The 24,184-nt window shown below is 72.1% G+C and carries 20 protein-coding genes, 4 tRNA genes, 2 pseudogenes and 1 riboswitch; of the genes and pseudogenes, 12 read left to right on the top strand and 14 right to left on the bottom strand.

Going from position 1 to position 24,184, the window contains the following annotated elements; translation table 11 throughout:
- Window positions 1–338: pseudogene (locus tag F1721_RS34515) on the top strand (tyrosine-type recombinase/integrase); the annotation flags it as partial.
- Between the two features lie 116 nt (window positions 339–454).
- Here the strand turns inward: F1721_RS34515 and F1721_RS21650 are convergent.
- Together F1721_RS21650 and F1721_RS21645 are read right to left on the bottom strand one after the other, a co-directional pair.
- Window positions 455–526: transfer RNA gene (locus tag F1721_RS21650), tRNA-Val, on the bottom strand.
- A 58-nt stretch (window positions 527–584) separates the two neighbouring features.
- Window positions 585–974, bottom strand: a complete 390-nt coding sequence (locus F1721_RS21645) for a TIGR02611 family protein (RefSeq protein WP_246155222.1) — start codon at window positions 972–974, stop codon at window positions 585–587.
- Window positions 975–1,915: 941 nt separating this feature from the next.
- On the opposite strand from F1721_RS21645, the gene F1721_RS21640 reads away from it, so the two are divergent.
- The 4 genes from F1721_RS21640 to F1721_RS21625 all read left to right on the top strand — a co-directional run bounded on the left by F1721_RS21640 (window position 1,916) and on the right by F1721_RS21625 (window position 2,752).
- Window positions 1,916–2,341 (top strand): SsgA family sporulation/cell division regulator, encoded by a 426-nt coding sequence (locus F1721_RS21640; RefSeq protein WP_150068543.1) that lies wholly within the window; start codon window positions 1,916–1,918, stop codon window positions 2,339–2,341.
- A gap of 143 nt (window positions 2,342–2,484) precedes the next feature.
- Window positions 2,485–2,557, top strand: a tRNA-Gly gene (locus F1721_RS21635).
- 47 nt (window positions 2,558–2,604) lie between these two features.
- Window positions 2,605–2,676, top strand: a tRNA-Cys gene (locus F1721_RS21630).
- Between the two features lies 1 nt (window position 2,677).
- A tRNA-Val gene (locus F1721_RS21625) sits at window positions 2,678–2,752 on the top strand.
- Window positions 2,753–2,960: 208 nt separating this feature from the next.
- On the opposite strand, the gene F1721_RS21620 is transcribed toward F1721_RS21625, so the two are convergent.
- The 4 genes and pseudogenes from F1721_RS21620 to F1721_RS21605 form a co-directional block, all read right to left on the bottom strand.
- Entirely contained in the window at window positions 2,961–4,223 is a 1,263-nt protein-coding gene (locus F1721_RS21620; protein WP_150068542.1) for an MFS transporter, read from the bottom strand.
- Entirely contained in the window at window positions 4,220–5,314 is a 1,095-nt protein-coding gene (locus F1721_RS21615) for a PLP-dependent cysteine synthase family protein (RefSeq protein ID WP_150068541.1), read from the bottom strand. The genes F1721_RS21620 and F1721_RS21615 overlap by 4 nt, the downstream gene beginning before the upstream one ends.
- The gene (locus F1721_RS21610; RefSeq protein WP_246155221.1) at window positions 5,311–6,153 is read right to left on the bottom strand and encodes a hypothetical protein; all 843 of its coding nucleotides are present in this window, start codon (window positions 6,151–6,153) and stop codon (window positions 5,311–5,313) included. The genes F1721_RS21615 and F1721_RS21610 overlap by 4 nt, the downstream gene beginning before the upstream one ends.
- A gap of 184 nt (window positions 6,154–6,337) precedes the next feature.
- Window positions 6,338–6,509, bottom strand: a riboswitch (cobalamin riboswitch).
- Between the two features lie 136 nt (window positions 6,510–6,645).
- Window positions 6,646–7,134 (bottom strand): annotated as a pseudogene (locus F1721_RS21605) (N-acetyltransferase family protein); the annotation flags it as partial.
- A gap of 130 nt (window positions 7,135–7,264) precedes the next feature.
- On the opposite strand from F1721_RS21605, the gene F1721_RS21600 reads away from it, so the two are divergent.
- A complete protein-coding gene (locus F1721_RS21600) occupies window positions 7,265–8,311 on the top strand; it encodes a DNA polymerase III subunit beta family protein (RefSeq protein WP_150068539.1) in 1,047 nt (348 codons plus the stop codon).
- 22 nt (window positions 8,312–8,333) lie between these two features.
- Window positions 8,334–8,969 (top strand): hypothetical protein, encoded by a 636-nt coding sequence (locus F1721_RS21595; RefSeq protein ID WP_211840552.1) that lies wholly within the window; start codon window positions 8,334–8,336, stop codon window positions 8,967–8,969.
- A 17-nt stretch (window positions 8,970–8,986) separates the two neighbouring features.
- Here F1721_RS21595 and F1721_RS21590 read toward each other — a convergent pair whose 3' ends face one another.
- From F1721_RS21590 to F1721_RS21575, 4 genes are all read right to left on the bottom strand, one after another.
- Window positions 8,987–11,044, bottom strand: a complete 2,058-nt coding sequence (locus tag F1721_RS21590; RefSeq protein WP_150068538.1) for a sensor histidine kinase — start codon at window positions 11,042–11,044, stop codon at window positions 8,987–8,989.
- A gap of 226 nt (window positions 11,045–11,270) precedes the next feature.
- Entirely contained in the window at window positions 11,271–11,990 is a 720-nt protein-coding gene (pepE, locus tag F1721_RS21585) for a dipeptidase PepE (protein WP_150068537.1), read from the bottom strand.
- Window positions 11,991–12,036: 46 nt separating this feature from the next.
- Complete coding sequence (locus F1721_RS21580; RefSeq protein WP_150068536.1) at window positions 12,037–12,429, bottom strand: phage holin family protein; 393 nt, start codon at window positions 12,427–12,429, stop codon at window positions 12,037–12,039.
- Between the two features lie 80 nt (window positions 12,430–12,509).
- Window positions 12,510–13,475, bottom strand: coding sequence for a Ppx/GppA phosphatase family protein (locus tag F1721_RS21575; protein ID WP_150068535.1), 966 nt, complete (start codon window positions 13,473–13,475; stop codon window positions 12,510–12,512).
- 236 nt (window positions 13,476–13,711) lie between these two features.
- On the opposite strand from F1721_RS21575, the gene F1721_RS21570 reads away from it, so the two are divergent.
- Entirely contained in the window at window positions 13,712–14,758 is a 1,047-nt protein-coding gene (locus F1721_RS21570) for an LLM class F420-dependent oxidoreductase (protein ID WP_150068534.1), read from the top strand.
- A gap of 65 nt (window positions 14,759–14,823) precedes the next feature.
- On the opposite strand, the gene F1721_RS21565 is transcribed toward F1721_RS21570, so the two are convergent.
- Both F1721_RS21565 and F1721_RS21560 read right to left on the bottom strand, forming a co-directional pair.
- Window positions 14,824–16,161 (bottom strand): MFS transporter, encoded by a 1,338-nt coding sequence (locus F1721_RS21565; RefSeq protein WP_150068533.1) that lies wholly within the window; start codon window positions 16,159–16,161, stop codon window positions 14,824–14,826.
- 271 nt (window positions 16,162–16,432) lie between these two features.
- The gene (locus F1721_RS21560; RefSeq protein ID WP_150068532.1) at window positions 16,433–17,401 is read right to left on the bottom strand and encodes a D-2-hydroxyacid dehydrogenase family protein; all 969 of its coding nucleotides are present in this window, start codon (window positions 17,399–17,401) and stop codon (window positions 16,433–16,435) included.
- A 57-nt stretch (window positions 17,402–17,458) separates the two neighbouring features.
- Between F1721_RS21560 and F1721_RS21555 the strand changes: the two genes are divergently transcribed.
- The 4 genes from F1721_RS21555 (at window position 17,459) to F1721_RS21540 (ending at window position 21,313) form a co-directional block, all read left to right on the top strand.
- Window positions 17,459–18,205 carry a cupin domain-containing protein gene (locus F1721_RS21555; protein ID WP_150068531.1) on the top strand — a complete coding sequence of 249 codons (747 nt, stop codon included), beginning with the start codon at window positions 17,459–17,461 and terminating at the stop codon, window positions 18,203–18,205.
- Between the two features lie 646 nt (window positions 18,206–18,851).
- On the top strand, window positions 18,852–19,262 hold the full coding sequence (locus tag F1721_RS21550) for a hypothetical protein (RefSeq protein ID WP_150068530.1): 411 nt from the start codon (window positions 18,852–18,854) through the stop codon (window positions 19,260–19,262).
- Window positions 19,263–19,394: 132 nt separating this feature from the next.
- The gene (locus F1721_RS21545; protein WP_150068529.1) at window positions 19,395–20,309 is read left to right on the top strand and encodes an ABC transporter ATP-binding protein; all 915 of its coding nucleotides are present in this window, start codon (window positions 19,395–19,397) and stop codon (window positions 20,307–20,309) included.
- Window positions 20,306–21,313: an ABC transporter permease gene (locus F1721_RS21540; RefSeq protein ID WP_150068528.1), complete on the top strand. Its 1,008-nt coding sequence runs from the start codon at window positions 20,306–20,308 to the stop codon at window positions 21,311–21,313. Before F1721_RS21545 ends, F1721_RS21540 begins: the two co-directional genes overlap by 4 nt.
- A 24-nt stretch (window positions 21,314–21,337) precedes the next feature.
- Here the strand turns inward: F1721_RS21540 and F1721_RS21535 are convergent, their stop codons facing one another.
- On the bottom strand, window positions 21,338–22,123 hold the full coding sequence (locus tag F1721_RS21535; protein ID WP_150068527.1) for a carnitinyl-CoA dehydratase: 786 nt from the start codon (window positions 22,121–22,123) through the stop codon (window positions 21,338–21,340).
- On the bottom strand, window positions 22,116–24,182 hold the full coding sequence (locus F1721_RS21530; RefSeq protein WP_246155220.1) for an acetate--CoA ligase family protein: 2,067 nt from the start codon (window positions 24,180–24,182) through the stop codon (window positions 22,116–22,118). The genes F1721_RS21535 and F1721_RS21530 overlap by 8 nt, the downstream gene beginning before the upstream one ends.
- Window positions 24,183–24,184: the final 2 nt, after the last annotated feature.

The following is a 24,184-nucleotide window of genomic DNA, read 5'->3' as shown; positions in this document are numbered from 1 at the left end:
CCGGAGCCAACGGCGGTCTGCACCGCCGGGGCAACTTCCGCCGCCGGTTCTGGAAACCTGCCCTCGCCGGAGACGAGGAACGCGGATGGACACCGCTCAACCAGGAAATGCACTTTCATGATCTACGCCACACCCACCAGACGTGGCTGATCGAAGACAACGTCGCCCGCGTCCTGCGACTGTTGCGCCTCGGCCACATGCACAAAGACACCGACGACATCTACTCGCACGTCACCGACGCGATGATCGAAGCCATGCTCGCAGCCCTGCAACGACGCTGGGAGGAACATTGCGGATGGACTTGGCAGGTCAGCGAATACCAAGGATGGGCGGCGTGACCACTTAGGAATCGCGGATGTGGTCAGCACACCCTGCTCCCCAGATGCTCCCCGAAACGATCAAAGGCCTGTTCGTGATCTTCACGAACAGGCCAATGACCAGCAACAACACACTGTGGGCGATACTGGGATCGAACCAGTGACCTCTTCGGTGTGAACGAAGCGCTCTCCCGCTGAGCTAATCGCCCTTGTTCTGTTGTTCCCGCCGCCGTTCCTGGCGACACGAAGAACAATACACGACCGTTTTCAGCGCCCGAACAGGGGGGAGGCCAACCAGTCCCAGCGCAGGCCGAGCCAGCCTCCGACGGTGCTGAACATGCCGAGCATCCACAGCGTGACCAGCACGATCAGGCAGGTGCCGCCCATCACCGCGAGCTTGGTGGCGAGGTGCTGGCGGGCGAGCCAGTCCACCCAGCGCCGGTAGTGGCGCTTGGCGAAGGCGTTGACGCGGCCCGCCCAGTGGAACTCGGTGGCGAGGATGCCGAGCCCGGCGAAGACGACGAGCCAGCCGGGGCCGGGGTACGGGATCATCAGGATGCCCGCGATCAGCACCAGGCCGCCGAGGACGCCGATCACCACGCGGTAGGCGAGGTTGAAGCTCGGCTTGCTGCGGACGCGCTCGCGGAACGCACCCAATCGCTCGCGCAGCGCGCGCAGCCGGGTCGTGCGGGGTTCGTCGGTCGCGGGGTCCGCGGGGCGGGATCCCGGCTCGGCCTTCTCGCTCAGGGCTCCACCTGTCGGTCGTGCTTGCTCGTCGGGGCCGGGGCCGCCTCGCCGGTCGCGCCGACGGGGTGCCCGACTCCCGGCCAGAATACGGCCCCGCCGCACTCCAGGGCGCATTTCGCGCGGCTCCGGCGCGGTCCGTGTCAAGCCGACAGTCGGGCGTCGACACGCCCTCGGCACCGCGAGAATGTGATCCGTCTCATTGCCCGCAATGCAACTGTCCGGGCAGTTCGGCCCTGTTGCACCGCTTCGATCCTGGTCACACTGTGATGCCACTCTCGACCGGGAGTTCGGCCGCACGCCTGTCCTGTAACCGCAATGCCACGCGCCATTAGCCCGATACGGGGATATGCCGTGGCGAGCATCTCATCGGCGCGCCGCGCGCCAGCCTGGGCGGAGCGGTCGATCGCTTATTCTCGAGGGGACGTCGCGCTGACTCGGCGGAGCGGGAAACCCGGTGGTCAAACCGGACGCGAAGGCGAGTTCCGCGGGACGGGGGGCGACGAGTCGAGGACCAGGAGCGGAACCGATTCGCTCAGTTACGGAAAGTAGCCGAGCGTGGTCACCGAACGAGTTCTGGCGCTGCGGCTCGATGCCTCGTTCGCAATGGCTCCCCCGCTGGCGCGAGCAACGGCCCCGATGCACTTCACACCGAGGTGCGCGAAGCCGCGGCCCACCCCGAACCCGGAGACCATAGCGAACACGCAGCGCATCCAACTGATTGCCCAGCGAAGTGCACCCTGCCCCGTACGGGTGATCTGAGCGAAAGTCGCGAGCGTGCGAGCCCGTCAAGGCGTCACAACTGTGTTGCTCGGTCGATAGAAGGACCGGGAGGGAGCAGAAAGGGGAGGACAATGCGTAACGATCACGTCACACTGCGTTCCACCGCGGTGTTCGATCTCTTGGCTCCACAGGCGCCTGCCGTGCCGGTCCAGGTCGAACTGCGCTACGACACCCGCGACCCGTACGCGGTGGTGGCCGCGTTCCGCACCGGGCGCGCCGGGTGGGTCGAGTGGGTGTTCGCCCGCGACCTGCTCGCCGACGGGCTGATCGCGCACGCCGGTGAGGGCGACGTGACCATCCGCCCGGCCGTCGACGACCCGGAGGTCGTGGCGATCGAGCTGAGCTCGCCGTCGGGCCACGCCGTGTTCGAGGCCTCCGCGCAGGAGCTGGCCGACTTCCTCGACCGCACCTACGACGTGGTGGTCCCCGGCAACGAGAACCTGTGGGTCGACGTGGACGAGGCGCTGACCAGGCTGCTGCCGCACGACCTCGGCTGACCAGGGAAGAAGGGCTCGGCGCGACCCGCGCCGGACGCCTGGTGGACCCCCCGTTGATCGCGGTCTCGGGCGTGGTCTAAAGTTCTCTGTGCAACGCGGCGGACGGCCCCGGCAGATCCCGGGAATCCAGAAGTCGCAGGCACGCGGATGTAGCGCAGCTGGTAGCGCATCACCTTGCCAAGGTGAGGGTCGCGGGTTCGAGTCCCGTCATCCGCTCTGGATCCTCTGGCGTTCCAGCCGACTCAGGTGTGGATGCGGAGTCCGGCGGAGTGGCCGAGTGGCTTAGGCAAGGGCCTGCAAAGCCCTGTACGCGGGTTCGATTCCCGCCTCCGCCTCGCGCGATTAGCTCAGTGGGAGAGCGCTACCTTGACACGGTAGAGGTCACTGGTTCAATCCCAGTATCGCGCACCAATCGCACAACACGAACCCCTGCCGATGACTTCATCAGCAGGGGTTTTCTGCTGCCCCAGTCGAATGTCCACGCCTTGTTCGGCACCCCGTTGATCGCCCGCGCGCGAATTGCTCCCTTCGAGTGGCGCGATGGTCGGCGTCGGCACGTCCCGGCCGCCGAGACGACCTGGAACCAGTGCTGCTCCACCGACCGCGTCGGTGACGGCGGTCAGCGGGCTTCCACCGGTTCGGCTGGTTCTCGGCTCAGGAGGCCTCGGCGTTCCAGGAGGGCTGCGCCGAGGCCGCCGAGGGCTCCCACCGCGAGGAGGGCCAGCCACGGGGTCCAGCGCAGCGGGGACGTTGCCGTGAGGTCGAGGAGGGCTCCGACCAGCCAGCTCACCCCTGCCGCAACCAGGCTGGAGACCAGGTAGTAGAAGCCGTAGTAGGTGCCCGCCAGGCGTTCGCTGCCCACGATCGGGAGCAGTTCCATCGCGAACGGGTTGGTGATCGCCATGCCGATCGTGAACAGGACCGTGGTCAGCAGGACAGGGAGGCACACCAGGGCGATTCGCGCCCAGTCCGGCGCTCCCGGCGGCGGTGCTTCCAGCAGCGGGCTGGTCACCAGCACCGGGGCGAAGGACATCCCCATGCACACCAGGCCGCGCGCCACCGACCGTCCCGGCGTCCACCGGTTGCGGCACCAGCGCGTGATCCGGACCTGACCGGCGATGCCGATCGCGGTGGACACCACGAACACCGCCGCCACCGACTCGGCCAGCCCGGAGACCCGCTGCGCCTCCAGCGGCAGCATCAGGTAGAGCTGGTTGTAGAGCCCGAAGTACGCCGACAGCGCGAGCGTGAACATCAGGAAGCGCCCGTTGGTGACCACCTCGCGCCAGCTGCCCAGGACGCTGTCCCGCTGCGGTTCGAGGGCCTGCTCGGGCAGCACCACGATCTGCGCGGCGGTCAGCACCGCGAAGGCGATGCACGCCACCAGTGCGATCAGCCGGAAGTCGACGGCGAGCAGCGCGGCGCCCAGCAGCGGTCCGACGAGGGTGCCCGCGTGCGCGAAGACGTTGAACACCGCGAACGCCTCGGCCCGCTTCTCCCCCGCCTCGTGCATGAGGTACGTGCGGACCGCCGGGTTGAACAGCGCGCCCGCCAGGCCGGTGAGCACCGCGGCGGCGAACAGCCCGGGCAGCGAGGTGAACACGCCGAACAGCCCGAAGGAGACCACCCGCAGCGCGCAGCCGGTGATGATCATCGGGCGGCAGCCGAGCCGGTCCGCGGCGGTCCCGCCGACCAGGAACATGCCCTGCTGGCTCAGGTTCCGGACGCCGAGCAGCAGGCCGATCACCGCCGCGCCGTAGCCCAGGTCCTCGCTCATGTAGGTCGCCAGGAACGGCAGCAGCATGTAGAAGCCCACGTTGATGCCGAACTGGTTGATCATCAGCAGCTGCGCGGCGCGCGACATCTGCCGGAACCCGGTCACCGGTCGTCCTCCCCGCACACCCCGCAGTCCACCCCGGCCCCGGCGCGCGACGGGCAGGGGTCGGTGACCGCTCGGGTCCTGGTCCAGCCCGAGGAGTCCACTTCGGACGGTTTCCGCGCCTCGGGGACCAGGCCGTGCTCGGCGATGTAGTCGTCGTCGAAGACGGTCTGCCAGTAGCGGTGCGGCCCGTCCGGGAACACCCCGCACACCTCGTCCGAGCCCAGTTCCTCGGCGCACCACGCGGCGACCAGCGCGACCGCGCCGGTGCTCCACCCGCCGGTCACGAACGCTCCGGCGGCGAGCCGTCGGCAGGCGTCCGCCGCCTCCGCCGGGCCGATCCAGTGCACCTCGTCGAACACGTCGTAGGCGACGTTGCGGGGGTGGATGCTGCTGCCCAGCCCGCGCATCAGCCGGTGCGCGGCGGGGTGGCCGAACACCGTCGATCCCGGCGAGTCGACGCCCACGATCTTGATGCCCGGCCACCGCTCGCGCAGGACCGGGGCGATCCCGGCGCTGTGGCCGCCGGTGCCGACGCTGCACACCACCGCGTCCAGGTGCTCGAACTGGTTCACGAGCTCGCGGCCCATGCCGAGGTATCCGGCGGGGTTGTCCGGATTCCCGTACTGGTTCGGCCAGTACGCGCCCGGCAGCTCCGCCAGCAGCTCGGCGACCCGCTCGCGCCGGGCCCGCTGCCAGCCGCCCACCGGGTGGGGTTCCGACACGATCTCGAGGCGCGCGCCGTGCGCCCGCAGCAGCGCCCTCGTCATCCCGTCCAGCTCCCGGTCAGCCACGATCACCACCGGGTGGCCGAGGGCCGTGCCGACGCAGACCAGCCCGATCCCGAGGGTGCCGCTGGTGGACTCGACGATCGCGCCGCCGGGGCGCAGCTCGCCGCGGCTGCGGGCGCCCTGGACGAGCGACAGCGCGGCTCGCGCCTTCATGCCGCCGGGGGCGAATCCTTCGAGCTTGGCCCAGAAACCGCGGTGCGGTCCGGGGAGCGGGGTGTCGATCCGCAGGACCGGGGTGTTGCCGATGAGGTCCAGGGCCGACCGGCACTTGGGCGCGGTCCGGCTCAGGTCGACGGCGGTCACCGCAGCTCACCTGCCGAATAGCGGTGGATGTCCGTGCTGTCCCCGGTCAGCCAGAAGAACGGGTAGGGCTCCGCCGACAGCGCGTGCACCTCGGCCCCGACCATCTCGCGGAGCACCGCAGCACCGGTCTGCGCGAACACCACCAGCGGCAGGCCGCGGTCGCGGCAGAGCCCGGCGATGTCGTCGAACGTGCCGTTGCCGAGCACCATCCCGGACGCCAGGACCGCCTGCGCGCCGGAGATCGCCTCCCGGTGGTCGACGAGGACCGGTTCGCCCCACTCGGTGCGCCCGCCCTTCAGGTCGCACGGGATCGGGCGGAAGCCGCGCTCGCGCAGGGCGGCGAGCAGCGAGTTCACCACGCCGATCACCGCGACGGCGCTGCCCTCCGGCACCGGGACGAGCTCGGCGACGGCGCGGGCGCGGACCACCGACTTCTCCAGCGAGGTCCCGGCCGGGATGCGCACCCGCCGGGCACCCGGGTGCTCGGCGTGCGGGAGCAGGTCGGCCAGGTAGGCGTCGAGCACGGCGAGGCGGACCGCCGGGTCCTCGTGCTCCAGCAGTTCGGCGGCGCTCCGGCCGACCAGGTCGCTCACCGACCCCGGGTCGAGCTGGCCGGGTTCCACGGCGCACGAGCCCACCGCGCCACCGATCCGCACGCTGAGCACCGAATTGGTGTAGCCGGAGCTCCGCCCGCTGTGGTGTGCACTTTGGACGGTCATGAAGACGACCGAGGCCCGGGCCTCCCGGAGGCGGCGGTCGTCGGCGGCGCGAACCCGCTCGACCGCTGCGCGCAGGGCCGAGTGCGATGTCCGGGCCGGGGAGAGTTGAGCGGGTAGCACAGGATGTCTCCACGGGAGTCAGCGATCGGCGCGGCGAGCCGCACCGGCGGTGGGCTGGTGGCTCAGACCTGCATTTCCGACGTCGTGGTGTGGAGCTCGGCTCGGCACCGCGCCGGGGCGGTGCCGAGCAGCGGTGATACGCGCTGCGGCACGTCGATGACCTCCTCCGGGGCTCCTCGACCCCGTGCGAATCGGCACGACGGCGTCAGTCTCCTGACTCGCGGATCGACGCTGTTCGCCTGCCTTCCCGCCGCGCGAGCGGCAGTGGCGCGGGTGGCGACAGCTCCCCGTTCACAGTGGCGGGACCGTGCCGGATTCGCACCGGCTTCCTGCGCACCGTCGCATGAACTACTGCGCGACGTTCGCAGCGCGCGGGCCGGGTGTCAAGACGTCCACCGCCCAGATCACTCCGGTGCCGCTGCCGAGCACCCGTTCGGCTCCACTTAGGACGAATGGCGGAAAGTCGCGCTGCCCGAACGGGTCAAGGCCCGGTCAGGCGTCTCCTCTACGACGCTCCAGGAGGACGGTGTCGCGCCAGACGCCGTGGTGCTGGGCGATGCGCTCGCGGATCCCCACGGTGCGGAACCCGGCCGAGCGGTGCAGGACCAGGCTGGCCCCGTTCTCCGGGAAGATCGAGGTCTGCAGCGTCCACAGACCACCGGCGTCGGCCGCGGTGACCTGCTTGTGCAGCAGCGCCCTCCCCACCCCTCGGCCGCGGAAGTCCGCGCCGACGTAGACGGAGGTTTCCGCGACACCCGCGTAGCACTCGCGCGCGGAGACCGGCGTGAGGGCGGCCCAGCCAGCGACCTGGCCGTCGACCTCGGCCACCCACCGCTGGTCCGGCAGCCACTTGGCCGCCAGCACCTCGCGGGGCGGGACCTCGGTCTCGAAGGTGGCGTTCCCGGTGGCGATGCCCTCGCCGTAGATGTGGCGCACCGCTGGCCAGTCCGCCTCGCACAGGGCCCGGACGGTGACGTCGTCGGCCGCGGACAGCTGCGGGGCGGTGCACATGCCGCCAGTATCGGAACGCGTCGAGCAGAGCGTCGACCAGTTCACACCGGTGCAACGCAGGTTTGACCTTCGAGCTGGTCGAAGGCCCAGAATCGCCCTCGTGGACGACGAACTCCTGAGCATCGGCTCCTTCGCGCGGCGGGTCGGGCTGACGCCGAGCGCGCTGCGCTTCTACGACGACTGCGGCGTGCTGCCGCCCGCGCACGTCGACGCGGTGACCGGGTACCGCTACTACTCCCCCGACCAGGAGCGGCGGGCCGTGCTGCTGCGCCGGTTGCGGGCGGCCGGGGTGCCGTTGCCCGAGGTCGGCGTGGTGCTCGACGGGACCGCCGAGCAGGCCCGGGCCGTGCTGACGGCCCACGCGCGACGGGCGCAGGACGTGGCGGCCGCCGCGCAGTCCGCGATCGGGGAGGTCCTGCGCTCGCTGCCCGGCGGCGAGCGGCGGACGCTGGCCCGCGTGGGTGGCGCGGAGCTGTCCAGCGCCGTGCGCCAGGTCGCGCCCTCGGTCGCCTCCGGGGTGGAGTTCCCGGTGCTGAGGTGCGTCCTCGTCGAGCTCGACGACCAGGAGGTGCGGCTGGTCGCCACGGACCGCTACCGCTTGGCCGTCCGGACGCTGCGGCCGACGTTCACCGAAGGCGCCGCGGCCCGGCTGGTGGTCGACGTCGCCGAGCTGACCGGCATCGCGTCCTGGGCGCTGCCGCTCGCCGAGGTCGACATCGAGGTGGACGAGCACGGGGCGCGGCTGCACGGCGAGGGCCGGTCCCGGACCTTGCCGACCGCGGGCGGGACCTTCCCCGACTACCGGCTGATCCTGGACGGCCTGCCCACCCCGCAGATCCGGCTCATCACCGACCGCAGCACCCTGCGCACGGCGCTGCAGGACGCCACGGGTCCGGTCGTGCTGCGCACCGAGGACCAGCGCCTGGTGGTCACCGACCGCGACGGGAACTCGGTCTCGCACCCCGCCGTCCACACCGGGCCACCGCTGCGCATCGCCTTCGACCCGGCGGTGCTCGTCCCGGCGCTGGAGGCCGGGGTCGGGCCCGACGTGCTGCTGGAGGTCTCGGCACCGGATCGCCCCGTCGTGGTCCGCTCCGCCGACCAGGGCAGCTTCACCACGCTGGTCATGCCGGTGCGCACCCGTTGACTCAGGAGAGAGGAATCCGACCGTGGACCCCGACAACCCCGTCGTGCGCCTGTGCTCGCAGGGCATGCAGGCCGAGGCCGAAGGCCGCGACGACGACGCGCGCGAGCACTTCCAGCAGGCCTGGGACCGCGCCGCCGACGACTACGAGGCGAGCATCGCCGCCCACTACCTCGCCCGGCACCAGCCGTCCCCGGCGGAGGCGCTGCGCTGGAACCGGGAGAGCCTGGACCGCGCGGAGCGGGCGGCCGACGAGCGGGTCACCGGCTTCTTCCCCTCGCTGCACCTGAACCTGGCGAAGTGCTACCAGGACCTGGACCAGCCCGACCGGGCCCGCGAGCACTTCGCCCTGGCCGCGCAGCACATCGGCGACGTCCCGCCCGGCCAGTACGCCGACTGGACGCGGTTCGCCATCGCCGAAGGGCTGCGCCCGGCCAACCCCGCCGCGGACCTGATCGACGAGCTGGTCGCGCAGTTCTGCGCCCGCCGCGACCTGAAGGCGCTCGCCGTGGTCCTGCCCGCGCTGCTGGGCGACCTCGGCACCGACGACGACCGCGCGCGGCTGCGCACCGCCCTGCACATGCTGCACGCCGCCCGCTGGCTGCCCGCCCCCGAGCAGGACGCCCTCGGCCGAGCGATCAGCGCGCTCGCCAGCAGCTGACCGTCCACTGCGGACGGTCAGTCGTCGCGCTCGTCCTTCGGCGGGCGCTTCCACTTCGGCCGCACCGGAGCGCCGCCGTCCGATCCGGCGGTGTTCGCCGACGGCAGGCGCAGCAGGTCCGGCTCCTCGGAGCGGTCCTCGAACAGCCGGTCGTGCGCCACGATGTCCGCTGGCAGCCGGATGAGGGCCACCGTGCCCTCCCCGGCTGCCTCGCGCAGCTCCACCTTGATGCCGCGGCGGGACGCCAGCACGGCCACCACGAACAGGCCGAGGCGGGAGTCCCCGCGCAGCGTGATGTCCTCGAACTTCGGCTTGCTGGCCAGCAGCACGTTGGCCTCGTCGCGCTCGGCCGGGCGCATGCCCATGCCCTCGTCCTCGATCCGCAGCAGCACCCCGCGCGGGGTGTCCCCGCAGTAGACCTGGACCTGCGAGTCCGGCGCGGAGAACGAGGTGGCGTTGTCCATCAGCTCGGCCAGCAGGTGGATCAGGTCGCCCACCGCCGCGCCGACCACCGACAGGTCCGGGGCCCGGTGCACCCGGATGCGGTCGAAGTGCTCGGTCTCGGCCACCGCCGCGCGCACCACGTCGGCCAGCCGCACCGGTTTGCGCCACTTCCGCCCCGCCTGCACCCCGGCCAGGACCACCAGGTTCTCGGCGTTGCGGCGGGCGCGGGTGGCCAGGTGGTCCAGCTCGAACAGGCCCGCCAGCCGCTCCGGGTGCTCCTCGTTGCGCTCCATGCGGTCGAGCACCTTCAGCTGGCGGTGCACCAGGCCCTGGTTGCGGTGCGCGATGCCGAGGAAGACCTTGTTGAACCCGGCCTTGGCGTGGTTCTCCTGCACCGCGGCCGCCACCGCCGTGTGGTGCGCGGTGTTGAACGCGTCGGCGACCTGGCCGATCTCGTCGGTGCCGTACTCCAGCGGCGCCAGCTCGGCCTCCACGTCGACCTGCTCGCCGCGCTCCAGGCGGGACATGATCTCCGGCAGCCGGTCGTGGGCCAGTCGCAGCGTGTCGTCGCGCAGGCTCGCCAGCCGGGAGACCAGGGTCCGGTCCACCAGGCTGCGGGCGGCGCGGGCGGCCAGCACGATGCCGAGCAGCACCGCCAGCAGCCCGCCGACGCTGACGGCCAGCACCTCGAGCAGCCGCCGGTCGCCGTTGTCCAGGCCGAGCTCGACGCCCGCGCGGGCCTGGAGCACGGCGACCTCGACCAGGGACTCGGACACCTCCGCGGTGACCTCCTCCCACTCGTCCGGGTCCACGCCGGGGACGCCCGGCTGCGGCGGCTGCTCGATCAGCTGGTTCTCGAGGGCGGTCAGCCGCTTCCAGGACTCGCCCGCGATGAGCTTCCGCAGCAGGGAGGCGCCCTCCGGTTCCAGGACGGGCAGGTTGGTGTCGAGCCTGGCGTGGTAGGAGCCGACCCGGTGCGCGAAGGTCACGTGGTCGATGTCGCCGAACTGGCCGCTGGCCAGCGCGGCGCTGCCCAGCGACGCGGCCTGCGACATCTCGTCGGCGGCCCGGACCACCTCGCTGCCCGCCAACCCGGCGTGGCTGGCCGCCAGGTCCGGGACGATCCGCGCCTGGGTGTCGAACAGGTTGGCCCAGCCCGCCAGCAGCCGGTTGTAGAAGTCGAAGGCCTCCTGCCGCGAGACCGCACCGGCGTCCATCCCGGCCCGCCGCTCCGGCAGCTCGGACAGCAGCGCGTCCAGCGTCCGGACCTGACCGGCGATCGCCTGCGGCGCGCCGACGATCAGCTGGTCGAAGTTGGGCCGCGCCCGCGCGAGCGCCTGATCGGTGCGGGCGCGCTGGAGGGCCACGGCCACCGAATCGGCGTTCGGGCGGCTCAGCCGCTCCATCTCCAGGCGGCGCTCCTGCTGCAGCTCCACCAGGCTGTCCCCCGCCGAGAGCGAGGCGTTCTGGACCCCCTGGGCGACCAGCGTGGCGTAGTACCCGTCGTAGATCGACAACGACGAGAAGCCGAGCCACAGGACCAGCAGGATCACGCTGGGCACCAAGCCGACGCGCGTCAGGCGGGCCCGGATCGTCTTGTACTCGCTCCCGGAACTGCTCGTCCGCGCCACAGTGCTCCGCAACCGTCGAACCGACCCAGTGCGACCCGCAGGGGCGTCCGCGCTGCTGTTCAGCGGGGACTCGGCCACCCGGCCCAGGGCGGGGCGCCGATCGGCGGCGTCCCGCTCCTGCAAACCCTCGGCAGGATCACCGCACCATAGCACAGGGTGATCGAACGGCTACGCGAATCCTGCTGCGGCGGCGGGAATCCGACAACCGGCCAGCGCGGAACGCGCCTCAGGAGTCGAAGTGCGGCTCGGTGCTCAGCAGGAACGTGACGTCCTCGCCGGGTTCGAGCTCGCGGGGCTCGCTGCCGCGCGCGAACAGGCGCGCGCCGGTGGTGCCGCCGAGCTCGGCGCGCTCGCCGCGGACGCGCAGCCAGGAGCCCTCGCGGACGCCCAGCACCGGCACGTCGTTGTCCTCCAGGAACTCCGCGATCCGCTGCTCCCGGGTCTCCCCCATGTGCGTGCTGCCCGGGTCCGGGTCCAGGTAGTGCGGGTTGATCTGGAACGGGACCAGCCCGATCGCCTCGAACGACGGCGGCTGCACGATCGGCATGTCGTTGCTGGTGCGCAGGCTCGGGCAGGCCATGTTGGTGCCCGCGCTGGCGCCCATGTACGGCGTGCCGCCGCGCACCGCCTCGCGCAGCGCGGTGAGCAGGCCGAGCCGGTGCAGCGCGGCGAGCAGGCGGAACGTGTTGCCACCGCCGATGAACACCGCTTGCGCGTCGCGGACCGCGGCCACCGGGTCGGCGGCCCGGTGGATGCCCTCGACGGTGATGCCGTGCGGCGCGACGGCCGCCTGCACGGTGGCCTCGTAACCGTCGTGGTCCTGCTTGGCGAACGGCACGAACAGCAACCGGTCCCGACCGGCCAGCAGCTCGGTCACCGCGGGCATCGCGTGCTCGAGAAAACCGGTGCCGTGCTTGGTCGAGCTGGACAGCAGCAGCAGTTCCACGTTGATCCTCCTCGTGACCCAGTGATCCATCCACAGTGGACCACCGTCAGCGCCGGTAGTCCTCCTGGAGCTGCGCGCGGCGGATGATCCCCGCCAGGGCGCTGCTGACGATCGTGACGATCAGCGCGCCCCAGAACGCCGGCCAGAAGCCGCCCACGTGGAACGGCAGGCCCAGCTGACCGGCCAGGTAGCTGGTCAGCCAGAACAGCAGCGCGTTGACGACCAGGCCGAACAGCCCGAGGGTCACCAGGTAGAGCAGGCAGCCCAGGGTCTTCGCGATGGGCTTGAGCACCACGTTGACCATGCCGAAGATCACCGACACCGCGAGCAGGGTGAGCACCTTGGCGGTGGTGTCCTCCCCGGCCAGGTCGATCCCGGGCAGCGCGGTGGTGATCCACACCGCCACCATGGTGATCAGGAGCTGCAGCAGAACTGCCACGTCAGGTCCCCCCTGCGGTTCGTTCGGTCGTGACCGGTCCCGACGCTACCGCCACCCGGGCGTCCCGCGCCGCCGGACCGTCAGCGGAACAGCGTGGTCATCAGCTCCCGGACGTCGCCACCGGTGTCGTCGTGCGCCTCGGCGAACCGGAAGACCAGGCCTTCCCGCAGGCCCCAGGGGCAGATCTCCAGCTCGTCCACGCCGATGGTGCGCAGGATGAGCTCCGCCACGATCGCCCCGGCCAGGATGCGGCGGGCGCGGCTGCGCGAAACCCCGGGCAGCGCCGCCCGCTGCGCCTGGTCCAGCGCGGCCAGCCGCGGGATCCAGGGGCGCAGCTTGGCGCGCGAGAGGTGGTCGGGGTGGCGGGCGATCCGGCCCGGCGAGCTCTCGGTGAGCACCGCCAGCTGCCGCAGCACCTTCGACAGCGCCACCGGGTGCCCGAGGTCCACGTCGGCGAAGCTGCGCAGCGAGCGCGGGATGGTGCGGCGCACGGCCTCCACGAGCTCGTCGACCTGGTGCGGGTGCGGCGGGTCGTCGGGCAGGTACTGCCTGGTCAGCCGGGCCGCGCCGAAGGGCAGCGAGACCACCTCGGCCGGTTCGAGGCCCAGCCCGGTGGCCACGTCGATGGTGCCGCCGCCGATGTCCACAGTGGTCATCGGGGTGCCGCGGCGCGCGTGCCAGCGGCGGGCCGCGTGGTAGGTGACCGCGGCTTCGTCGCGCGGGCTGAGCACGCCGATGCGCACCCCGGCGGCCTCGCTGAGCTCCTCGCGCAACCGCAGGCCGTTCGCCGCGTCGCGCACCGCCGAGGTGCCGAACGCGACGAGGGTGTCCGGCCGCTGGTCCGCGGCAGCGCGCACGCAGTGCTGCACCGCTCGCACCGCCTGCTGCACGCCGATCTCGTCGACCACGCCATCGGCGCAGGTGTGCTCGGCGAGGCGGGTCCGGGCCTTCACGCTCCAGTCCGCTCGCGGCATCCGGGACCGGTCGAGGTCGACGATCTCCAGGCGCGCAGCGGTGGATCCGATGTCCAGCAGAGCAAGCTTCATGCCCGGCCCACCCGCGCACCGCGCGACCGGTTCGACGCTGCGGTGAGATGAGGGGACGGCATGGTCCCATTGTCGGGGCCCGAACGGCCGGAAAACCCGCCAGAACGACCTTTTCCTGAGATTTCGGTCACAAACCCGCCGATTCCCGCCGCCCGTACTCAGCGGTAACCTCGGGACAACCTCGGCGGCGTGGCCGGCTGGACATCGCCGCTGCCGCAAACCGGAAGGGACGGCCGATGCGCATCGGGATGCCGCTGAACTACAGCGGGGGCTTCAAGGAAACCGTCGACGACCTGGCCACCTACGAGAAGGCCGGGCTGGACATCGTCTACGTCCCGGAGGCGTACTCGTTCGACGCGGTCAGCCAGATGGGCTTCATCGCCGCCCGCACCGAACGGCTGGAGATCGCCTCCGGCATCCTGCAGATCTACACCCGCACGCCCACCCTGACCGCGATGACCGCGGCGGGCCTGGACTACGTCTCCGACGGCCGCTTCACGCTGGGCATCGGCGCGTCCGGACCGCAGGTCATCGAGGGCTTCCACGGCGTGCCCTACCACGCCCCGCTGGGCCGCACCCGCGAGATCGTGGAGATCTGCCGCCAGGTGTGGCGCCGGGAGAAGGTGGAGCACAGCGGCAAGCACTACAGCATCCCGCTGCCCGCCGAGCAGGGCACCGGGCTGGGCAAGCCGCTGAAGCTGATCAACCACCCGGTACGCGAGCGGATCCCGATCATGATCGCCGCGATCGGCCCGAAGAACGTCGAGCTGGTCGCCGAGATCGCCGAGGCGTGGGAGCCGATCTTCTACCTGCCGGAGAAGGCGGGCGAGGTCTGGGGCGAGCCGCTGGCCGCGGGCAAGGCCAAGCGCGACGCGTCGCTGCCGCCGCTGGACGTGGTCGCCCAAGCGCCGCTGGCCATCGGCGAGGGCCTGGACGACCTGCTGGACTTCGTCCGCCCGCACGTGGCGCTCTACGTCGGCGGCATGGGCGCGAAGGGCAAGAACTTCTACAACAACCTCGCCCGCCGCTACGGCTACGAGGCCGAGGCGGAGCAGATCCAGGAGCTCTACCTCAGCGGGCGCAAGGAGGAGGCGGCCGCGGCGGTGCCGCGCGACCTGCTGGAGAAGACCTCGCTGATCGGCCCGGAGAGCCACGTCAAGGAGCGGCTCGCCGCCCTGAAGGAGTCGGGCGTGACCACCCTCAACGTCACCCCGATCGCCGGTGACTCGGCAGGCCGGGCCAAGCTCATCGAGCAGGTCAAGCAGCTCGCCACCGACGTCTGATCAACGCACCGCGGGGTGCTCGCGCCTTCCGCCGCGAGCACCCCGCGCGCACTGGCCACCTGGCATCACGGTTCGGCGACGGCTCGGCGGGGGTGCGGGGCCGGGGCGGGCTTCGGGCGGGTTTCGCGGAGTAGGAGGGCCGATGCGAGGGTGCACAGGCCCATCAGCAGCAGGTACGCCGAGACCGACGCCGAGCTGCCGGTGGCGGCCAGCAGGGCCGTCATGATGAACGGCGTTCCGCCGCTGACCAGGATCGCCGCCAGCTGGTAGGCCAGCGAGGCGCCGGAGTAGCGAACGCGGGGTTCGAACAGCTCGCTGAGGTAGGCCGCCAGCGGGCCGTAGGTCAGGCTGGACCCGATGCTGCCCACCGTGGCCGCGACCGCCACGCCGAGCACCGTCGCGGTGTCCACCAGCCAGAAGAACGGGAACGCCCACACCGCCAGCAGACCGGCGCCGACCAGGATCAGCGGACGGCGGCCCCAGCGGTCCGACAGCGCGCCGCTGAGGAAGATCACGAACACGCCGACCAGCGAGGACACCAGGGAGATCGCGAGCAGCGACTGGCGCGGCATGCCCAGCTCGCGGGTGCCGTAGTCCAGCAGGCCCGAGATGCTGACGTAGAAGATCGAGTTGGTGGCGAACAGCAGACCGGCGCCCAGCAGCACCGTCCGCTTGCGGGTGCGCAGCACCTCCACCAGCGGGGCGCGCACGACCTGCTGGTCCCGCTCCTCCTTGCGCTCCTGCAGCTCGCGGAACACCGGGGTGTCCTCGATCTTCAGCTGGATGAACAGCACCACCGGCGCCAGCACCGCGCTGGCCAGGAACGGGATCCGCCAACCCCAGTCCTGGAACGACTCCGGGCTCATCAGGGCGCCGACCGCCAGGAACACCACGTTGCCGAGGATCACGCCCAGCGGGACGCCCATCTGGCCGAAGGTGCCGGCCATGCCCCGGCGCCCTCCCCCGGCGTTCTCGGTCAGCAGCAGCACGATCCCGCCCCACTGACCGCCGACCGCGATGCCCTGCAGGAACCGCAGCGCCACCAGCAGGATCGGGGCGGCCACGCCGATCGTCGCGGCGCCGGGCAGCACCCCGATCAGGAAGGTCGCCGCGCCCATCATGATCAGGCAGGTCACCACCGCGGGCTTGCGGCCGATCTTGTCGCCGAGGTGGCCGAACACCAGCCCGCCGATCGGCCGGGCGATGAACCCGGCCCAGAAGGTGGCGAAGGACAGCAGCACGCCGATCAGCGGGCTGGCGCCGGGGAAGAACAGGTGGCCGAAGACCAGCGCCGCGGCCGTGGCGTAGATGAAGAAGTCGTACCACTCGATCGAACTGGCGATCAGCGCTGCGACCAGCAGCTTCTTCGGCGTTCCTGGGGCGGGTGGGGCACCGGCAGCCATGGGCGGACTCCCTCGGTTGGACGGCTGGGGATCACGGTCAGACCGACTGGTTGGTATGACTGTGATCTGCGTCTCCCCGATCGTCAAGACCGAGTTGCCATCGAGACGGAAGCCGTATCAGTGCCCGATTCGGCCGATCAGCGGCACCTCCGCCCCGGATCAACCGAACGCGGTGCGCCTCGGCGCGTCGTGTCCCGACACGCCGAGGCACGCCGGGAACCTCCGCGATTTCAATGGAAATCGGACGTCCGATTTCCATTGAAATCGCGGTTCAGTCGGCGTTGAGCACTCGGACGGGCGTGCCCCTCAGGTGGGCGGCGATGCTCTCGACGGTGTCGGTGTAGAAGTTGCGGTAGACGTCCTCGGTGACGTAGCCCAGGTGCGGGGTGAGCACCGTGCGCGGCGTGCTGCGCCACGGGTCGTCCGCCGGGAGCGGCTCCTGGGCGAACACGTCGATGCCCGCCCCGGCCAGCCGTCCTTCGTGCAGCGCCGCCCGGAGCGCCGCCTCGTCGACGATCGGGCCGCGCGAGGTGTTGATCAGGTACGCGGTCGGTCGCATCAGCGCCAGCTCGGCGGCCCCGACCAGGCCGCGGGTCCGCTTGCTGAGCACGGTGTGGATGGTCAGCACGTCGGAGGAGGCGAACAGCTCGTCCTTCTCCACCCGCCGCGCACCGGCCGCCGCGGCGGCCTCGTCGGTGAGGTTCTGGCTCCAGGCGATCACGTCCATGCCGAACGCCCGCCCGACCTGGGCGACCTGCCGCCCCAACCGGCCCAGCCCGAGCACGCCCAGCGTCCGCCCGACGACCTCCAGACCGGTGCCCCGCTGCCAGCCGCCCTCCCGGATCGACCGGTCCTCCTCCGGGATCCGGCGCAGCAGCGCGAAGATCAGCCCCCAGGTCAGCTCGGCGGTCGGCGCCCACGAGCGGTCCGCGCCCGCGCCGCCGGTGCCGGAGACGACGATGCCCAGCTCCCGCGCCGCCGCCATGTCGATCGAGGCGTTGCGCATGCCGGTGGTCACCAGCAGCTCCAGGTTCGGCAGCGCGGCGAGCACCTCGCGCGGGAAGGCGGTGCGCTCGCGCATCGCGGCGATCACCGCGAAGGGCGCCAACCGGCGCACCAGCTCGTTCCGGTCGGCGATGTGCTCGTGGAAGAACTCGACCTGCGCGGGCAGCGAGTCCCAATCCGCGTAGTCGCGCGCAACACCCTGGTAGTCGTCCAGCACCGCAACCCGGAGAGCCATGCCGCGATCCTATGCGCCTGATCGCGCCGACCCCCACCGCCGCGAGAAACTGTCCGGGTGACTTCGACGCTGCTGCACCTGCTGCCGCTGAGCACCTTCCACGCCGACCGCTGCTCGCCGATCCGCGCCGCCAGCCTCCAGACGGACGGATTCGTGCACTGCTCGCCGGACGTGCGCACCGCCCTCGCCGTCGCCAACACGCTGTTCCGCCCGGCGACCGAGCCGATGATCGCGCTGGAGCTCGACCCGGCCAAGCTCTCCGCCCCAGTCCGCTGGGAGGCCGCCGATCCCGCGCCGCCGGACGGCATCCCCGCCGACCAGCTGTTCCCGCACGTCTACGGCCCGCTGGAGCGCGGCGCGGTGATCGGGGTCCGCTACGCACGGCGCGACGCGGCGGGCGACTTCGTCTCGCTGGAGACGCGCAACCGCACCGCCGAGGAGTTCGACCTGCTGCCGCACCCGTCGGGCGGCTGGTTCCGGCGCACCTGGACCAGTTCGCGGGGCGGTTCGCGACCGGCGGCCACGGCCGCCTACTTCCTGCTCCCGCCCGCCCAGCGGTCGAACTGGCGCTCGGTGGACTCCGACGTGCTCTGGCTCTGGCACCGCGGCGGTCCGCTGACCCTGCTGCTCGGCGGTGAGGAGCCGGAGCCCGCGGCCGCGCCCGAGGTGCGGGTGCTTGGCGCCGGGGCCGGGCAGTCGCCGCAGCTGGTGGTCCCGGCCGGGACCTGGTACCAGGCGCAGGCCGCCGCGACGGTCGAGACGCTGGTCAGCTGTGTTGCCTCACCCGGGGTCGAACCGGTGTAGGGCGGTCGAAGGAGCGTCGCGGGCCGGGTCTGCGCATGGCGCCCGGACCGCCCGCGGGCACCCGGCGCGGCATCGGGATGATGGTGCGCCACTGGACGGTCAGCAGGTGCGGTCTGGTGGCCGGGCGGCGGTGCTTGCCCCCGGCGGGCTTGCGCGGGCCGAGCATCCGGTGCTCGACCCAGGACATCAGGATCGGTGAGCAGAGGAGCGCACCGATCCCGATCGATGCGGCCAACGCGAATCCGGCCAGCGAGTTGATCACCGGCACCCACCCCCCACTTTTGCGTACAGGCCACCTCACGTCTCGGCGACTGGCGCGACCGCGCCGACCGGCACCGCACCGATACGGGTGACGAGGGCCCTTTGGACTCACGGTAGGTCGGGGTGGTCCGGACCGCTGGGCGCGCACCGGCCCGGTCGCCCGAACAGGTGATATCGGATGCGGCGTCCTTGATCGGGCGATCGCCGCGGATCGGGCGCTACCATCGGTTCTCGGGAGTCCGACCCGCTTTCTGCGGTGTGACCTGGCCCGCCACCGGGCAACCGAGCAGCAGCGGGGTGCGTGTTCGGCACCAGCCGCCCATTTCCGACGAGCGCAGTTCGCACCGGGACGGACCGCGATCGAGCACGGGGAGGTATTCGGGTCGTGAGGGGTTACGCCGTCCACCTGCTGTTCCACCTGCTGGCCATCGCGGCCGGTGCCGGCTGCGGCGCGGCGGGCGCGCTCTGGTGGTTCGGCGGCGAACCGACCGGCCTGTGGCTGGCGATCGGCGCGCTGATGATCGGGATCATCGTGCTGGTGCTGGAGGGGCTCTACATCAGCGCGAGCCAGCCCGCTCCGCCGCCCGCCCCGCCGACGCAGTCCCAGCCGCGGATGCCGGTCCCGCAGCGCCAGCGCGGCGGCACCCGCCCGGACCTCGAACCGGTCGCCGCGCCGTCGGACACCCTGCTGCAGGCCGCGCCCGACGGCGGTTCGGCGGACCAGGAGACCAAGACCTCCGCCATCGACGCGCTCAACTCGCTGGGCACCGCCGACCGGTCCGGTCGCCAGGGCTGATCCCGGTCCGAGCGGACGGCGGAACGCCGTAGCCCGCCCGGCCGCTCCTCCACGTGCACGGCATCGCGCGCAACCCGAGCGCACTCCGGCGCGTCCTACGGGCGCAAGATCAACGACCAGGAGTGCCACACGATGCCTACGCAGGACCATGCCGTCCTCGCCAGGGACGTGCGACGCCGGTTCGGCGCGGTGGAAGCCGTGCGCGGGATCGACCTCGACGTCCCCCACGGCGAGGTCACCGCCCTCGTCGGGCCGAACGGTGCGGGCAAGACCACGTTGCTGCTGATGCTGGCCACGCTGCTGGCACCGGACTCCGGTGAGCTGCGGGTGGCGGGTCTCGACCCGGTCGCCGATCCGCTCGCGGTGCGCCGGAAGCTCGGCTGGATGCCCGACGCCTTCGGCGTCTACGACCAGCTGACCACCCGCGAGTACCTGGCCTTCTTCGCCGACGCGCACCGGATGCCGCGCGCCGAGGCCAAGGTCCGCGTCGCCGAGCTGCTCGACCTCGTGCACCTCGCGGAGTTCGCCGCGCAGCCGGTGCACGTGCTGTCGCGGGGTCAGAAGCAGCGCCTCGCGCTGGCCCGCGCGCTGGTGCACCGGCCGTCGGTGCTGCTGCTCGACGAGCCCGCCTCCGGTCTCGACCCGCGCTCCCGCGTGGAGCTGCGCGACCTGCTGCGCGCCCAGGCCGCGGAGGGCGTCGCGGTGCTCGTGTCGAGCCACATCCTCAGCGAGCTGTCCGAGATCGCCGACCGGGTCGTGTTCGTCAACGGCGGGCGGACCGCCGGGCAGCACCGGATGGACGAGCTCGACCACCGCACCGCCTGGCGGGTGCGGGCGGTCGCCGGTGATCTGCCCGCCGCCCTGGAGCAGCGCGGGATCGCGCACGTCGCGCACTCCGCCGGGGTCGACGTGCAGGTCGAGTCCGAGCAGGCCGCGGCGGAGCTGCTCGCCCAGCTGATCGCCGACGGCGTGCGGGTCTCCGGCTTCGCCCCGGTCGGCAACCACCTGGAGTCCGCCTACCTGGCCTACACCGAGGAGCGCCGATGACCCTCAGCGGGATCAAGATCGTGGCCGCGCAGGAGTTCCGGGTGCGGTTGCGCACCGGCCGCTGGCGGTGGCTGCTGATCGCGTGGGTCGCCGTCATCGCGGCCTTCAGCGGGCTGCTCCGGTACGGCCTGGGGCTGACGCGATCGAGCTCCGGCGTCGCCATGGCCAACCTCGGACTGCCCATGTTCGGCGGCCTGATGCTGTTCGTGCTCGGGCTGGCGCTGCTGGTGGCACCGGCGCTGGCGGCCCAGTCGATCAACGGCGACCGGGAGCGCGGCACCCTCGCCACGGTGCAGGTGACGCCGCTGACCGCGTGGGAGATCGCGCTGGGCAAGTTCGCGGCGTCCTGGACCACCGGGCTGGTGTTCCTCGCGCTGACCCTGCCGTTCGCCCTGTGGGCGGTGCTGGAGGGCGGGGTCGGCCTGCTGCGCGCGCTGGTGGTGATCGCGGTGGTCGCGCTGCTGATCGGCGTGATCTGCGCGCTGGCGCAGGGCCTGTCCGCGCTGTTCGCGCGGGGGATCACCTCGACGCTGATGTCCTACCTGCTGGTGTTCGCCATGACCATCGGCACGATGATCGTCTTCGTCCTGGCGCTGCCGCTGACCATGGCGGAGAAGACCTACACACCCCCGCCGGGGAGCGGCACCACCGAGACCTACACCTACGAAGCGCCGCAGACCCAGCGCGTGTGGTGGCTGCTCGCGCCGAACCCGTTCGTCATCCTCGGCGACGCCACCCCGGCCCCGCCGACCCAGCTCAACCCGCGGACGGGCCGGGAAGAGCCGGTGGTCAGCATGGACCCGCTGAGCGCCATCGGCCTCGGGGCGCGCAGCGCGCGCGTGGACCCGCAGAGCTCCGACTACGAGGAGCTGGCGGCCGCCCCCGCCGTGTGGCCGTACGGGCTCGGGTTCAACGTGCTGCTGGGCGCCGGGGCGCTGTGGCTGAGCGCGCAGCGGCTGCGGACGCCCGTGCGCCAGTTGTCGCGCGGAGTGCGGATCGCCTGAGCTCCGGGGCGCTGACCGCCGAGGTCAGCGCCCCGTCCACTTAGGACGGCGTTTCTCGGCGAAGGCCCGCGGTCCTTCCAGCGCGTCTTCGGAGCGGAGCATCGCCTGGTAGTTCGGCAGGTTTCCGCTGCGCATCAAGCGGAAACCGGACTCCACGTCCAGCGCAGCGGTACTGCGCAGGATCTCCTTCACCGCGGCGATCGCCAAGGGCGCTGCGGCGCAGATCTGGTGCGCCAGGTCGGTCGCCGCGCCGAGCAGGTCGTCGGCTGGAACCACCCGGTTCACCAGTCCCCACCGCTGGGCTTCGGTGGCGGTCATGCGGCGGCCGGTGAACAGCATCTCCGCCGCCACCGCCCGCGGCAGGCGCTCGGGGAGCCGGAGCACGCCGCCGGAATCGGCGACCATGCCCAGCGTCACCTCGGTGAGCGCGAACTCTGCGTGCTCGGCGGCGACGATCAGGTCCGCGGCCAGGGCCAGTTCGAAGCCGCCGCCCAGGGCCAGCCCGTTGACCGCGGCGATCACCGGCTTGTCCAGCGCGAAGAACTCGGTCAGCCCGGCGAAACCGCCCGGCCCGTGGTCGGCGTCGACGGCCTCGCCCTCCGCTGCGGCCTTCAGGTCCCAGCCCGCCGAGAAGAACCGCTCGCCCGCTCCGGTCACGATCGCGACGCGCAGCGAGTCGTCGCGCCGCAGGCGGTCGAACGCCTCGTGCAGGGCTCGGCTGGTGGCCACGTCGACGGAGTTGGCCTTCGGCCGGTCCAGGGTCACGGTCAGCATCCCGCCGTCGACGTCCGTTCGCACCTGATCAGTCATCGGTCCTCCTCGCCCGGCGGAGCAGCACGTCCACCGCCACCGCGCCCCGCGGCAGCGCCAGCAGGGGGTTCACGTCCAGTTCCAGCAGCCGGTCGTCGCCGCGGGCGTGCTCGGCGATCGCGGCGATCGCGTCCACCACCGCGGGCACGTCCGCCGCCGGTCCCCGGAAACCCGTCAGCAGCGGCCAGATCCGCAGCCCGCGCAGGGCTTCCGCGATCTGCTCGCGGGTCGCCGGGAGCAGCAGCGTGACCGAGTCGCGCACCAGCTCGACGAGCACGCCGCCCGCACCGATCGTCAGCGCCGCGCCGAACTGCGGATCGCGGCGCACGCCGACGATCAGCTCCGCGACCGCGCCCGCGACCATGCGCTCGACCAGGAACACCTCGGCGAGCCCGGCCATGCCGCCGACCGCGTCGCGCACCTGTTCCCGGCTGGTCAGCCCGACCCGCACGGCACCGACCTCGGTCTTGTGCGCCAGCTCCGCCGACACCGCCTTGACCACCACCGGGAAGCCGAGCTCGGCGGCGGCCTCCGGCGCGCCATCGGCGTCGCTCAGCACCCCTTCCGGGACCGCCACCCCGGCCGCGGCCAGCTCCTGCTTGCCCGCCCGCTCGTCGAGCTGGTGCGGTTCGCCGACCACCCGGACCGGGATCTCCAGCGGCACCGCAGCGTTGGATTTCCGTTGTGCAGCACCGATTTCCGCGGCCGCTGCAATCGCCGCGAGGCAGTCCGCCACGCCCTGCATGGGAGCCACGCCTGCGGCCAGCAGCCGCTCCCCCACCTGCTCCGGGAGCCCTTCCGGCAGGGAGCTCACCACGCACGCCGCCGAACCCGCCGTCCGGTGCGCGGCGAGGAAGGCGTCCACAGTGGTCGTCCACGCGCCGTCGGCGCAGCGGTCCTCGCGGGGGAAGTCGACCAGCAGCAGGTGGGCGTCGAGCCCCGCGCCGAGCAGCTCCGCGAAGCAGGCCGTTTGCGCTGGTAGATCGCCCCAGATGTAGGTGTGGTAGTCCAGCGGGTTGACCACCGCGACCCGATCGCCGAGCAGCTGTTGCAACCGCTGCTCGGTGCTGGGCGGGAACGGCGGGAGGTCCAGCCCGCTGCGCTCGGCGAGGTCGGCGACCAGCGCGGCCTCGCCGCCGGAACAGCTGGCCGAGGCGATCCGGGTACCGCTCAACGGGCCGTGCACGTGCAGGAACTTCAGCGTCTCGACGAAGGTCTCCACGCGGTGCACCCGGGCCATGCCGAGCCGCCGGAACAGCGCGTCGCAGAGCACGTCCGAACCCGCCAGGGAGCTGGTGTGGCTGAGGTTGGCCCGCGCGCCGAGCTCGGAGCTGCCGGACTTCAGCACCACGATCGGAATCCCCGCGCGCAGCGCCCGCAGGCCGACCCGGGACAGGGCCGCTACGTCGTCCACGCCTTCGAGGTGCAGGCCGATCGCGGTGATGCGGGGATCGTCGAGCAGGGCGTCGACGAGTTCCGCAGCACCGGTCGCGGCCCCGTTCCCGAGGGTGATCAGCTGCGCCAGCGGCAGCGAACGGCGCTGCATGGTGAGGTTCTGGCCGATGTTGCCGCTCTGCGTGAGCACGGCGACGCCGCGCTCCACCCGGCGGCCGCCGTGCTGGTCCGGCCACAGCGCGGCACCGTCGAGGTAGTTGAGCAGGCCGATGCAGTTCGGCCCGATCAGCGCCATGCCCGCCGCGGCGGCCACCAAGGACTCCTGCAGCGCAACGCCGTCCGGGCCGTGCTCGGCGAAACCGGAGGCGTGGCACACCACTCCCCCGGCACCGCGCGCGGCCAGGTCGGCGACCACGCCGACCGTCGCCTCCTTCGGCACCGCGACGAACGCCGCGTCCGGCGCTTCGGGGAGTTCCGCGGCGCTGCGGTAGCAGGTCAGGCCCTCGATCTCGGTCCGGTGCGGGTGCACCGGCCAGACCGGACCGGCGAAGCCGATGCGGTGGCACTGCCGGATCGCCTCGGCCGCGGCGTCCCCGCCGAAGACGGCGACGTGCCGGGGCGCCAGCAGTCGGCGCAACTTCTCCTGTCGTGCGGAGGAGATCACGG

The sequence above is a fragment of the Saccharopolyspora hirsuta genome (genome assembly GCF_008630535.1).
Taxonomy (GTDB): Bacteria; Actinomycetota; Actinomycetes; order Mycobacteriales; family Pseudonocardiaceae; genus Saccharopolyspora; species Saccharopolyspora hirsuta.
Note: the sequence above shows the minus strand (reverse complement) of the source record. Positions and strands in the feature narration are given on the sequence as shown.